10 protein-coding genes are annotated in these 12,444 nt (G+C 58.0%); 6 read left to right on the forward strand and 4 right to left on the reverse strand.

The window, feature by feature from the left end; all coding sequences use genetic code 11:
- Positions 1-17: 17 nt before the first annotated feature.
- Positions 18-1,298 (forward strand): DUF445 domain-containing protein, encoded by a 1,281-nt coding sequence (locus ACLIBF_RS18395; RefSeq protein WP_069728811.1) that lies wholly within the window; start codon positions 18-20, stop codon positions 1,296-1,298.
- On the opposite strand, the gene ACLIBF_RS18400 is transcribed toward ACLIBF_RS18395, so the two are convergent.
- Complete coding sequence (locus tag ACLIBF_RS18400) at positions 1,260-2,216, reverse strand: LysR family transcriptional regulator (protein WP_279809671.1); 957 nt, start codon at positions 2,214-2,216, stop codon at positions 1,260-1,262. The two genes, ACLIBF_RS18395 and ACLIBF_RS18400, sit on opposite strands and share 39 nt — an antisense overlap.
- 101 nt (positions 2,217-2,317) lie before the next feature.
- Between ACLIBF_RS18400 and ACLIBF_RS18405 the strand changes: the two genes are divergently transcribed.
- A complete protein-coding gene (locus ACLIBF_RS18405; RefSeq protein WP_089561317.1) occupies positions 2,318-2,947 on the forward strand; it encodes an NADPH-dependent F420 reductase in 630 nt (209 codons plus the stop codon).
- 780 nt (positions 2,948-3,727) lie between these two features.
- On the opposite strand, the gene lptG is transcribed toward ACLIBF_RS18405, so the two are convergent.
- Together lptG and lptF are read right to left on the reverse strand one after the other, a co-directional pair.
- Positions 3,728-4,804 carry an LPS export ABC transporter permease LptG gene (gene lptG, locus ACLIBF_RS18410; protein WP_046289167.1) on the reverse strand — a complete coding sequence of 359 codons (1,077 nt, stop codon included), beginning with the start codon at positions 4,802-4,804 and terminating at the stop codon, positions 3,728-3,730.
- Positions 4,804-5,904 (reverse strand): LPS export ABC transporter permease LptF, encoded by a 1,101-nt coding sequence (gene lptF / locus ACLIBF_RS18415; RefSeq protein ID WP_031375816.1) that lies wholly within the window; start codon positions 5,902-5,904, stop codon positions 4,804-4,806. Before lptF ends, lptG begins: the two co-directional genes overlap by 1 nt.
- A gap of 268 nt (positions 5,905-6,172) precedes the next feature.
- Here lptF and pepA point away from each other — a divergent pair, with 268 nt between their 5' ends.
- The 4 genes from pepA (at position 6,173) to ACLIBF_RS18435 (ending at position 11,657) form a co-directional block, all read left to right on the forward strand.
- Positions 6,173-7,684, forward strand: coding sequence for a leucyl aminopeptidase (gene pepA / locus ACLIBF_RS18420; RefSeq protein WP_031375817.1), 1,512 nt, complete (start codon positions 6,173-6,175; stop codon positions 7,682-7,684).
- A gap of 64 nt (positions 7,685-7,748) precedes the next feature.
- Positions 7,749-8,207: a DNA polymerase III subunit chi gene (locus ACLIBF_RS18425; protein ID WP_031375818.1), complete on the forward strand. Its 459-nt coding sequence runs from the start codon at positions 7,749-7,751 to the stop codon at positions 8,205-8,207.
- A 5-nt stretch (positions 8,208-8,212) separates the two neighbouring features.
- On the forward strand, positions 8,213-11,068 hold the full coding sequence (locus ACLIBF_RS18430; RefSeq protein ID WP_031375819.1) for a valine--tRNA ligase: 2,856 nt from the start codon (positions 8,213-8,215) through the stop codon (positions 11,066-11,068).
- A 76-nt stretch (positions 11,069-11,144) separates the two neighbouring features.
- Positions 11,145-11,657, forward strand: a complete 513-nt coding sequence (locus tag ACLIBF_RS18435) for a GNAT family N-acetyltransferase (protein WP_371316231.1) — start codon at positions 11,145-11,147, stop codon at positions 11,655-11,657.
- Here the strand turns inward: ACLIBF_RS18435 and ACLIBF_RS18440 are convergent.
- Positions 11,652-12,437 (reverse strand): histidine phosphatase family protein, encoded by a 786-nt coding sequence (locus ACLIBF_RS18440; RefSeq protein ID WP_031375821.1) that lies wholly within the window; start codon positions 12,435-12,437, stop codon positions 11,652-11,654. The genes ACLIBF_RS18435 and ACLIBF_RS18440 overlap by 6 nt on opposite strands.
- Between the last annotated feature and the right edge of the window lie 7 nt (positions 12,438-12,444).

The following is a 12,444-nucleotide window of genomic DNA, read 5'->3' on the forward strand; positions in this document are numbered from 1 at the left end:
TCTGCTAAGATCAGGATATGGATAAACAACACGAACTGAAACGGACTAAACGTCTGGCGCTGCTGCTGCTGTTACTGGCTGCCGCGACCTTCATCATCACCCTGTTTCTGCCGCCCGGCTTTTGGGTCAGCGGCGTGAAAGCGATAGCGGAAGCGGCAATGGTCGGTGCGCTGGCTGACTGGTTCGCGGTAGTGGCGCTGTTTCGCCGGGTGCCGGTGCCCTTTATCTCGCGTCATACCGCGATTATCCCGCGTAACAAAGATCGTATCGGTGAGAATCTCGGCCGCTTCGTGCAGGAGAAGTTTCTCGATACCGATTCGCTGCTCAGCCTGATACGCCGTCACGATCCGTCGCACCTGCTGGCGCAATGGCTGAATGCGCCCGGCAATGCTGACCGAATCGGCCGACATCTGCTGCAGGTGATGCGCGGCTTCCTCGATCTGACCGATGACACGCGTATTCAGAACTTCATGCGCCGCGCAGTGCATCGCGCCATCGATAAGGTCGATCTGACGCAGACCAGCGCGCTGATCCTGGAGAGCCTGACCAAAAACAATCGGCATCAGGCGCTGCTGGACGCGGCGATCGAACAGTTGCTGGCGCTGCTGCATAAGCCCTCAACCCGCGAGTTCATTGCGCAGCAACTGGTGCGCTGGCTGAAGCGTGAACATCCGATCAAAGCCAAAATGCTGCCGACCGAGTGGCTGGGCGAGCACAGTGCTGAACTGGTGGCGAACGCGGTCGATTCGCTGCTGGATGATGTGGCGCTGGATCAGGGCCACGAGCTGCGTCTCGGCTTTAACCGGGCGGTGGATCGGCTGATCGTCAAACTGCAAACCGACCCGGAGATGGCGGAGCGCGCCGAGGTGATCAAGAGCTGGCTGAAAGAGGATGCCACGCTCAATCGCTACATCGGCGAGCTGTGGAACGATATGCGTAACTGGCTGAAAGCGGACCTCAGCAGCGACGATTCGCGGGTGCAGGAGAAAGTGCGCGGTGCGGCGCTGTGGCTGGGCGAAACCCTGGCCGCCGATCCGGCACTGCGCGACTCAATGAATCAGCACCTCGAACAGGCAGCGCGTAGCGTGGCACCGGAATTTGCTGGCTTCCTGACGCGCCATATCAGCGATACCGTGAAGAGCTGGGATGCACGCGATATGTCGCAGCAGATCGAATTGAATATCGGTAAAGACCTGCAGTTTATTCGCATCAACGGCACGCTGGTTGGCGGCACCATTGGCCTGATTCTCTATCTGCTGTCACAGCTGCCGCAGCTGATTCCGCTGCTGTCGCGCTGAGTCACCGGGCGAGCCGGCCGTCGGCGGGTAGCGGCCAAACTCAGCGAGGATGGCGTTCACAAAGCTGCGGATTTTCACCGTCTGCCGACGGCCAGCCGGGATCAGCAGATTCATCGGTCGCGCTGGCCCGGCATAATCGGGCAGCACCTGCACCAGCCGCCCCAGCCTGATCTCCTCAGCCAGAATGGTGGCCGGTCCGAGAGTAATGCCATAGCCTTCCAGCGCCGCATGCAGCAGCGCTTTCCAGTCATTCGATCGCATACGTCCCTGCGGATGCACCTCTTCGGTTTTACCCGCCCGGGTAAACACCCAGCGGCAGGGTTTCGACGGCGACCAGATGCCATACACCAGACAGGCATGTTTCACCAGTTCAGCCGGCGTGGCGGGCACCCCGTGCCGCGCCAGATAGGCCGGCGATGCGCAGGCAATCAGCTGATAAGGCTGCAACGGATGGGCGATGATCGAACTGTCGGCTAATTCACCAATCCGGATCACCACCTCATAGCCCTCTTCAAACGGATCAACCAGCCGATCGCTTAATTCAAGATCGACTTCCATCTCGGGAAACTGGCCCAGGTAGCGGGTGACAAACGGAGCGAGGCTAAAAGAACCAAAGGTGACCGGCGCGCTGACCTTCAGCGTCCCGGACGGTCGGCGCTGCATATCCAGCGCAATCGCATCGGCTTCCTGCGCTTCCGCCACCACAATTTTGCAGCGTTCGTAATAGTTGCGCCCTACATCCGTCAGGCTTTGTCGCCGGGTGGTGCGATGCAGCAGCAGCGTGCCGAGATGCTTTTCAAGCGTGGCGATGTGCTTTGCCACCATCTGCGGTGAGAGTTGCAACTGTCCGGCCGCGGCGGCGAAGGAGCCTGACTCGGCGACTTTGACAAACACGTTCATGCTGGTAAGCCGATCCATGATTCCCTCCTGTTGGTTGTTTATATTGCGTCTGTTTGTCGATTTATTCACCCATTGTTTTTAATTAAGGTCAGAGTGTGATCAACATTGAGGAGCACCCCATGAAAATAGGCATTATTGGCGCAGGCTTTGTTGGCCGGGCGATAGCGAAACTGGCGATTCAGGCGGGACATCAGGTGATGCTGAGCAATTCCCGCGATCCCCGTACGCTGTTCAGTCTGAAGCCGATGATTGGCTGCGAAACCGGCACCGCCGCTGAGGCTGCCCGCTTTGGCCAGGTGGTGGTGATTGCCGTGCCGCTCACCGCGCTTGAGCAGCTTCCGGCAGCGGAACTGCAGGGTAAAACCGTGCTGGATGCGGTCAATTACTATCCCGAACGCGATGGCGAAATTGAAGAACTGCTCACTGGCCGCATCAGCAGCAGCGAGCGGCTGGCTCGCCTGTTACCCAACAGCCGGATCACCAAGGCCTTCAATGCCATCCGTATGACCGATCTTGAAACCCAGGGCGTGCCCGCAGGCGATGCTCATCGTCGGGCGATACCGCTGGCAGGCGATGACCGCGAAGGCAAAGCCATCGCCATGGCGCTGTATGAAGCCTTTGGATTTGATGCGGTGGATGCAGGAGCCTTAGCGGAAGGCTGGCGTTTCGAGCGTGCCACCCCCGCCTACTGTGTCGCACTCAACAGAGAGCAACTCATCACGACACTGAAAGAGACTCCCCGGCCATAAGCCCTGAACAGACGGTCAGCGCGGCATAAAGTCGCTGCTACTGCCAGACCGCTGACAAACCTAAAGCGATGGCAGCATACGCCTGCAGCAAAGCATCGCGGGCCACGGATGGCCTGCGCTGAGCCCGCCACGGATGGCGTTTTTGTGTCTTTGCGAAAGGCGTATGTTCCCTGAGCCTGAGCCTGAGCCTGAGCCTGAGCCTGAGCCTGAGCCTGAGCCTGCAGGTTAAACAGATCAGCGCCGTAGCGTACAGGCAATCACAGCCGCTGAAACCGTAACATCCAGACCGCTGACAAACCTAAAGCGATGGCAGCATACGCCTGCAGCAAAGCATCGCGGGCCACGGATGGCCTGCGCTGAGCCCGCCACGGATGGCGTTTTTGTGTCTTTGCGAAAGGCGTATGTTCCCTGAGCCTGAGCCTGCAGGTTAAACAGATCAGCGCCGTAGCGTACAGGCAATTCCAGCCACTGAAACCGTAACGTCCAGACCGCTGACAAACCTAAATCGATGGGAACATACGCCGGTAGCAAAGCATCGCGGGCCACGGATGGCCTGCGCTGAGCCCGCCACGGATGGCGTTTTTGTGTCTTTGCGAAAGGCGTATGTTCCCTGAGCCTGAGCCTGCAGGTTAAACAGATCAGCGCCGTAGCGTACAGGCAATCACAGCCGCTGAAACCACTACTCCCAGACCGCTGAATCTAAAGCGATGGCAGCATTCGTCTGCAGCTTAAAAAACAAAAAAGGCCGCAAACGCGGCCTTTTTCAGTTGCGGTGCTCGCTTAGCGCCGCTTGATCAGCATAAACAAGCTGATGGCGAAGAAGGCGAAGCTCGGCAGAATTGCCCCCATGATCGGCGGCAGACCGTAAACCAGGCTCAGCGGGCCAAAGATCTGGTCGAGCACATAGAACAGAAAGCCAAAGCTGATGCCGGTTACCACCCGCACGCCCATCGACACACTGCGCAGCGGACCAAAGATAAACGACAGCGCCATCAGCATCATCACCGCCACCGACAGCGGCTGGAAGATTTTGCTCCACATATTCAGCAGATAACGCCCGGACTCCTGGCCGCTCTGCTTCAGATACTTGCTGTAGTTATACAAGCCGCGAATCGAAAGCGCATCCGGGTCGAGCGCCACCACGCCCAGCTTGTCCGGCGTCAGGTTGGTTTTCCACTCGCCGCCCAGGCTCTGCGAACCGGTGATTTGCTTCGGATCGGTCAGGTTCGACTCATCCACCTGTGACAGCGCCCAGTGCTTTTTCGCCGCATCCCAGGTCGCGGTCGCGGCATAGCGCACGCTCTGCAGCCGACGCTGATCGTTAAAGCTGTAGATGCTGACGCCATCAATCTCATTGTCGCCTTTGATGCGCTCAATGTAGATGAAGTTGTTGCCATCTTTCGCCCACAGGCCGTTTTGCGTCGACACCAGCGCCCCGCCATACAACTGCTGCGCCCGATAGTTACGCGCCAACTGCTCGCCCGACGGCGCAACAAATTCGCCAATCGCCATGGTCAGCAGCACCAGCGGAATCGCGGTTTTCATCACCGACAACGCCACCTGCATGCGGGTGAAACCGGCGGCCTGCATCACCACCAGCTCACTGCGCTGTGCCAGCGTCCCCAGCCCCAGCAGTGCGCCCAGCAGCGCCGCCATCGGGAAGAAGATCTCAATATCTTTCGGCACGCTGAGCAGGGTGTAATAACCGGCCGAGAGCGCGCTGTAGCTGCCCTGACCGGTTTTACGCAGCTGATCGACGAACTTGATGATGCCGGAGAGCGACACCAGCATGAACAGCGTCAGCATGATGGTATTGAAGATGGTTTTGCCGATATAGCGGTCAAGTACGCGAAACATCAGACCGATCCTCCGCGTGTGAAGCGGGCACGGACCCGACGCATCGGCACCGTATCCCACAGGTTAAGCAGCACCGCCAGCAGCAGATAGCCGATATTCACTACCCACATCCAGACCGCCGGATCGAGCCGCCCTTTCGCCCCGCTCGACTTCAGCGAGCTTTGCAGCAGGAAGAAGATCAGATAGAGCAGCATCGCGGGCAGCATCGACAACACCCGGCCCTGACGTGGATTGACCACGCTGAGCGGCACCACCATCAGCGCCATCACCAGCACCGAAAACACCAGCGTCATACGCCAGTGCAGTTCGGCGCGGAAAGTCGGCGAGTCGTTGCCGAACAGGCCGGTAAAGCTCGACTGTTCCGCATCGTTCGGGTCCAGCGTGGCCTCTTTGTAGCCCACCAGCGCCTGATAATTGGTGAAGTCAGTGATGCGGAAGTCGCGCAGCAGCGCGGTGCCCTCAAAGCGGGTACCTTTATCCAGCGTCACCACCTGCGAACCGTCTTTATGCTGTTCCATATGACCGCTGTCAGCCAGCACCACCGAAGGCCGCGCGTTGCCTTTCGGCCGTAACTGCGCCAGGAACACGTTGCCGAACTGGTTGCCTTTGACATCCTCAATGAACAGCACGGCGCTGCCATCGCTGGAGGTCTGGAACTGCCCGGCCGCCAGCGCCGCCGTGCCAGGGTTGGCTTTGGCGTTCTGGGTCACTTCATCCTGATAACGGGATGACCAGGGACCGAGCCAGATGACGTTCACCGCCGCCACCAGCGACGTAAACAGCATCAGGACCATCGCCGCCTTGACCAGCACCGCTTTACTCAGGCCGCAGGCGTGCATGACGGTAATTTCACTTTCCGTATAGAGTCGTCCCAGCGTCATCAGGATCGCCAGAAACAGACTTAAGGGCAGTATAAGTTGTGCCATTTCAGGCACGCCGAGTCCTAACAGTGTCAGAACGAGGTTTGTCGGCACTTCGCCATCCACCGCGGCTCCTAAAATCCTGACTAACTTCTGGCAAAAGAAGATCAATAGCAGGATGAAGAGGATAGCCAGCTGGCTTTTGAGCGTTTCCCGAACCAGATATCTAATGATGATCACGCTTAGTACGCCTGTGAAAACTTGTCTTTTTGCAGGAAAATCGCTAGTTTCAACGCTTATTTGCCATTTTTCTTCATCAATGGCCGTCATCGTAGCTAAAATTGTATGACAAACGCGCTTGGGTGGTGGAAAAACAACATCTTGTCACCCTGATTCATTATGACCTCCAGCGGCAGAATGTCATGCTGCCGTGATGAATAAATGGGTCATGAGCGCGCTACATTCTAGCGGCAGCAGCGGCCGTTGTCTTTAAGATTCAGGAGAGTGCATGGAGTTCAGTGTAAAAAGCGGAAGCCCGGAAAAACAGCGCAGTGCCTGCATTGTCGTTGGCGTTTTCGAACCGCGTCGTCTGTCACCGATTGCCGAACAGCTGGATAAAATCAGCGACGGCTATATCAGCGCCCTGCTGCGCCGTGGCGAGCTGGAAGGAAAAGTGGGCCAGACACTGCTGCTGCATCATGTGCCAAACATCCTGTCTGAGCGTATTCTGCTGATTGGCTGCGGCAAAGAGCGCGAGCTGGACGAGCGTCAGTACAAGCAGGTGATTCAGAAAACCATCAATACGCTGAACGATACCGGCTCAATGGAAGCGGTCTGCTTCCTGACTGAACTGCACGTCAAAGGCCGTAACACCTACTGGAAAGTGCGTCAGGCGGTCGAAACCTCAAAAGAGGCGCTGTATAACTTCGATCAGCTGAAGAGCAACAAGGCCGAGCCGCGCCGTCCGCTGCGTAAGCTGGTGTTTAACGTGCCGACCCGCCGTGAACTGACCAGCGGCGAGCGCGCCATTCAGCATGGCCTGGCGGTTGCTGCCGGCATGAAAGCGGCGAAAGATCTCGGCAATATGCCGCCAAACATCTGTAACGCCGCCTATCTTGCCTCGCAGGCGCGTCAGCTGGCGGATGCCTTCAGCAAAAATGTCACGACCCGCGTCATCGGCGAACAGCAGATGAAAGAGCTGGGCATGAATGCCTATCTGGCGGTAGGTGCCGGTTCGCAAAACGAATCGCTGATGTCGGTGATTGAGTACAAAGGCAACCCGGATGCCGACGCGCGGCCGATTGTGCTGGTCGGTAAAGGCCTGACCTTCGACTCCGGCGGCATCTCGATTAAGCCGTCCGACAGCATGGACGAAATGAAATATGATATGTGCGGCGCGGCCTCGGTGTATGGCGTGATGCGTATGGTCGCCGAGCTTAACCTGCCGCTCAACGTGGTCGGCGTGCTGGCCGGCTGTGAAAACATGCCGGATGGCCGGGCGATGCGTCCGGGCGACGTGCTGACCACCATGTCTGGCCAGACGGTGGAAGTGCTGAATACCGATGCCGAAGGCCGTCTGGTACTTTGCGATGCGCTGACCTACGTTGAACGTTTCGATCCGGAAGTGGTGATTGACGTCGCGACCCTGACCGGTGCCTGCGTGATTGCGCTGGGCCACCACGTCAGCGGTCTGCTGTCGAACCACAATCCGCTGGCGCATGAGCTGATCAGCGCCTCTGAGCAATCGGGCGACCGCGCCTGGCGTCTGCCGATGGCGGACGAGTATCAGGAGCAGCTGGAGTCCAACTTTGCCGACATGGCTAACATTGGCGGCCGGCCTGGCGGAGCGATTACCGCCGCCTGCTTCCTGGCGCGCTTTGCCCGCAAATATAACTGGGCGCACCTCGACATCGCGGGTACGGCCTGGCGTTCAGGCAAAGCCAAAGGCGCCACCGGCCGTCCGGTGCCGATGCTGTCGCAGTTTCTGTTGAATCGGGCAGGATTGAACGGCGACGACTGATCGCCGCAATGCTGACTACAAGGGCGGATGAGATTCCGCCCTTGATCTTCTGACGAGCAAGCTGATGAAAAACGCAACCTTCTACGTGCTGGAAACCGATGCACCGAGCGACGGCCTGAGCGCCATCGAAGCGCTGGTGTGCAATCTGGCGGAAACACGCTGGCGGGCCGGAAAGCGGGTGTTGATCGCCTGTGAAGATGAGCAGCAGGCGATTCGTCTCGACGAAGCGCTGTGGCAACGTCCGGCGAATGCCTTCGTGCCGCATAACCTCGCCGGTGAAGGCCCGCGCTACGGCGCGCCGGTTGAACTGGCCTGGCCGCAGCGTCGCGGCAGTTCGCCCCGCGACCTGTTAATTAGCCTGCTGCCACAGTTCGCAGATTTTGCTACTGCTTTCCATGAAGTGATAGACTTCGTTCCTTACGAAGAATCTCTCAAACAGCTGGCGCGCGACCGCTATAAAGCGTACCGCAGCGTTGGTTTCCAATTGAATACGGCAACGCCGCCACAGCCGCAAACGACATAGCAGAAATGGAAAAGACATATAACCCGCAAGATATCGAGCAGCCGCTTTACGAGCATTGGGAAAAGCAGGGCTACTTCAAACCGAATGGCGATACCAGCCAGGAAAGCTTTTGCATCATGATCCCGCCGCCGAACGTCACCGGTAGCTTGCACATGGGTCACGCCTTCCAGCAAACCATCATGGATACCATGATTCGCTACCAGCGCATGCAGGGGAAAAATACCCTGTGGCAGGCCGGTACCGACCACGCGGGCATCGCCACGCAGATGGTGGTTGAGCGCAAGATTGCGGCTGAAGAGGGCAAAACGCGCCAGGATTATGGCCGTGATGCGTTCATTGACAAAATCTGGCAGTGGAAAGCGGAATCCGGCGGCACCATCACCCGTCAGATGCGCCGTCTCGGCAACTCCGTTGACTGGGAGCGCGAGCGTTTCACCATGGACGAAGGTCTGTCCAACGCGGTGAAAGAGGTGTTCGTCCGCCTGTACAAAGAGAACCTGATTTACCGTGGCAAACGCCTGGTGAACTGGGATCCGAAGCTGCGCACTGCCATCTCTGACCTGGAAGTGGAAAACCGCGAGAGCAAAGGCTCTATGTGGCACATCCGCTATCCGCTGGCCGACGGTGCCAAAACGGCTGACGGTAAAGATTATCTGGTGGTCGCCACCACTCGTCCGGAAACCCTGCTGGGCGATACCGGCGTGGCGGTCAATCCGGAAGATCCGCGCTACAAAGATCTGATTGGCAAATTTGTCATGCTGCCGCTGGTTGGCCGTCTGATCCCGATTGTTGGCGATGAACATGCTGACATGGAAAAAGGCACCGGCTGCGTCAAGATCACCCCGGCACATGACTTTAACGACTACGAAGTCGGTCGTCGTCACAAGCTGCCGATGATCAACATTCTGACCTTTGACGGCGATATCCGCGAGCGCGCCCAGGTGTATGACACCAACGGCGAAGTCAGCGATGCCTGCTCAGATGAGATCCCGGCCGCGTTCCAGAAGATGGAGCGTTTTGCGGCACGTAAAGCGATCGTCGCTGCCGTCGATCAGCTTGGCCTGCTCGAAGAGATCAAACCGCACGACCTGACCGTACCTTATGGCGATCGGGGTGGCGTGGTGATTGAACCGATGCTGACTGACCAGTGGTACGTGCGCACCGCCCCGCTGGCGAAAGTGGCGGTCGAAGCGGTTGAAAACGGTGACATTCAGTTTGTGCCGAAGCAGTACGAAAACATGTACTTCTCCTGGATGCGTGATATTCAGGACTGGTGTATCTCTCGTCAGCTGTGGTGGGGTCACCGCATCCCGGCCTGGTACGACAACGACGGTCACGTCTATGTTGGCCGCACCGAAGATGAAGTCCGCGCTGAAAACAACCTGGCCGCCGATGTGGCGCTGCGTCAGGATGACGACGTGCTGGATACCTGGTTCTCCTCTGGCCTGTGGACGTTCTCCACTCTTGGCTGGCCGGAAAACACCGAAGCACTGCGCACCTTCCACCCGACCAGCGTGCTGGTGAGCGGCTTCGACATCATCTTCTTCTGGATTGCCCGCATGATCATGCTGACCATGCACTTCATCAAAGATGAAGATGGCAAACCGCAGGTGCCGTTTAAAACCGTCTACATGACCGGTCTGATTCGTGATGAAGAAGGCCAGAAGATGTCAAAATCCAAGGGCAACGTGATTGACCCGCTGGATATGGTTGACGGCATTTCGCTGGAAGCGCTGCTGGAAAAACGCACCGGCAACATGATGCAGCCGCAGCTGGCCGAGAAGATCCGCAAACGCACCGAGAAGCAGTTCCCGAACGGCATTGAGCCGTCAGGCACCGATGCGCTGCGTTTCACCCTCGCCGCCCTCGCCTCAACCGGTCGCGACATCAACTGGGACATGAAGCGCCTGGAAGGTTATCGCAACTTCTGTAACAAGCTGTGGAACGCCAGCCGCTTTGTGCTGATGAACACCGAAGATCAGGATTGCGGCCAGAACGGTGGCGAAATGACGCTGTCGCTGGCAGATCGCTGGATCCTGACCGAGTTCAACAGCACGGTGAAAGCCTACCGTGACGCGCTCGACAGCTACCGTTTCGATATCGCTGCTAACCTGCTGTATGACTTCACCTGGAACCAGTTCTGTGACTGGTACCTGGAGCTGACCAAGCCGGTGATGAACAGCGGTAACGAAGCGGAACTGCGTGGCACCCGCCATACGCTGGTAAACGTGCTGGAAGGCTTGCTGCGTCTGGCGCACCCGATTATTCCGTTTATCACTGAAACCATCTGGCAGCGCGTGAAGGGACTGAAAAACATCAGCGACGACACCATCATGCTGCAACCTTTCCCGCAGTTTGATGCGGCGAAAGAGGATGCCGAAGCGAAAGCGGATATTGAGTGGATGAAACAGGCGATCGTGGCGGTGCGTAATATTCGTGCCGAAATGAACATCGCGCTGAGTAAACCGCTGGATGTGTTGCTGCGTGACTGCTCACCAGCGGCACTGCGTCGGGTAGAAGCGAACCGTAACTTCCTGTCGCGCCTGGCGCGTCTGGAAAGCCTGACCATTCTGCCAGCTGGCGAGAAAGGCCCGGTCTCGGTGACCAAAATCGTTGAAGGCGCTGAGCTACTGATCCCGATGGCTGACCTGGTGGATAAAACTGCCGAACTGGAGCGACTGGCGAAAGAGCTGGTTAAACTGGAGGTCGAAATCGACAAGATTCAGGTCAAGCTGGCCAACGAAGGCTTTGTTTCCCGCGCGCCGGAAGCGGTAGTGGTGAAAGAGCGTGAACGCGTCGCCGAACTGCAACAATCAAAAGCAAAACTGATTGAACAGCAGGCAGTGATTGCGGCATTGTAAGCGTCGTAGCTGACAGCTTATTCATAAAGCCGGGCTCGCCCGGCTTTTTTATTGACCTCGTACAAATCCGGAAGAGATGATGACGACACCCACCACCACGCGCCTTGATCTGCAGGTGCGGCCGATTACTGCCGCCGACAATCCGCATATCGCCCAGGTCATCCGCGACGTTTCAGCGGAGTTCGGCCTGACGGCTGATAAGGGATACACCGTATCCGACCCGCAGCTCGACCACCTGTTCGAGTTGTACAGCGCCGAGCACAGCGCCTACTGGATTGTGGAGCATCAGGGTAAAGTGGTCGGTGGCGGCGGCGTCGCCCCGCTCGCCTGCAGCGCGCCCGATATCTGCGAGCTGCAGAAGATGTATTTCCTGCCAGAAGTGCGCGGCTTCGGCGTGGCGCGCGAACTGGCGCTAAGAGCGATGGAACATGCGCGCCAGCGCGGCTTCCGCCGCTGCTATCTGGAAACCACCAGTAGCCTGACGCGCGCCATCAGGCTCTATGAGTCGCTGGGCTTTGAGCTGATCGACAGCGCATTAGGCTGCACAGGCCATACAGACTGTGAAGTGCGCATGTTGCGAACGTTATGAGCCGCGCCCGACGTAACTCATGTCGTTGATGGATTCAATCACGAACTCCCCGCTGTCGGTATAGCGCAGCCGGGTCACGCTCGCATTTTGCAGCGGCTGGTTTAACGTGGTATCACCCAGCGCCATCAGCAGCGTCGCAATCGCCATGCCGTGCGTCACCACCAGAACGTTACCGCCGCCCTGCTGTTGTGCCTGCTGCGCTATCCGGGTCAGGCTATCCACCATACGCTTCGCCACCTGCTGATAGCTTTCGGCCATCCCTGCTGATTTAATGCCTGCCAGTGACGACGTGCCGGCTGCTTCCACCTGCCGGATCGTGTCGATCATCTGGTCGATATGAACCTTGCCTGCGGCAAATGCCTTCATTATTGCCGCTTCAGAGGCATAACCAGCCTGACGGGCGACGGCATCCCACATGTTCTTATCCAGATCGCCTTCATACAGTCCAAAGCCCACTTCCCGCAACCCTTTCAGCTCGTTTAACGGCAGCGGCGCTTTCCATCCGTGCATCACAAGCTGCGCGGTTTGTCTCGCCCTGCCTGCATCGCTGGACCAGACGGCGATAAACGGCACCGTCTGCAGGCCACGTCCCAGCTTTTCCGCTACCTCCACGCCCGCTGGCGTTAGCGGCGTATCTGCCCATCCCTGCACGCGCTGAACCGTGTTAAACATCGTTTTGCCATGCCGCGTAACAAAGATTGTCACATCGGCAGCGAAGGCTTCGCCTGCACCGGCCCCAATTGCCACAAAAATCAGCAATGCTTTAACTATTTTCTTCATGCTATTT

Source organism: Pantoea sp. PGP6, assembly GCF_053474785.1.

Excerpts from the sequence above, each read along its gene's own strand:
- ACLIBF_RS18430 (WP_031375819.1), top strand. The coding sequence starts at position 8,213 with ATGGAAAAGACATATAACCCGCAAGATATCGAGCAGCCGCTTTACGAG.
- ACLIBF_RS18435 (WP_371316231.1), top strand. The coding sequence starts at position 11,145 with ATGATGACGACACCCACCACCACGCGCCTTGATCTGCAGGTGCGGCCG.
- ACLIBF_RS18425 (WP_031375818.1), top strand. The coding sequence starts at position 7,749 with ATGAAAAACGCAACCTTCTACGTGCTGGAAACCGATGCACCGAGCGAC.
- ACLIBF_RS18440 (WP_031375821.1), bottom strand. The coding sequence starts at position 12,437 with ATGAAGAAAATAGTTAAAGCATTGCTGATTTTTGTGGCAATTGGGGCC.
- pepA (WP_031375817.1), top strand. The coding sequence starts at position 6,173 with ATGGAGTTCAGTGTAAAAAGCGGAAGCCCGGAAAAACAGCGCAGTGCC.
- ACLIBF_RS18395 (WP_069728811.1), top strand. The coding sequence starts at position 18 with ATGGATAAACAACACGAACTGAAACGGACTAAACGTCTGGCGCTGCTG.
- ACLIBF_RS18405 (WP_089561317.1), top strand. The coding sequence starts at position 2,318 with ATGAAAATAGGCATTATTGGCGCAGGCTTTGTTGGCCGGGCGATAGCG.
- lptG (WP_046289167.1), bottom strand. The coding sequence starts at position 4,804 with ATGTTTCGCGTACTTGACCGCTATATCGGCAAAACCATCTTCAATACC.
- ACLIBF_RS18400 (WP_279809671.1), bottom strand. The coding sequence starts at position 2,216 with ATGGATCGGCTTACCAGCATGAACGTGTTTGTCAAAGTCGCCGAGTCA.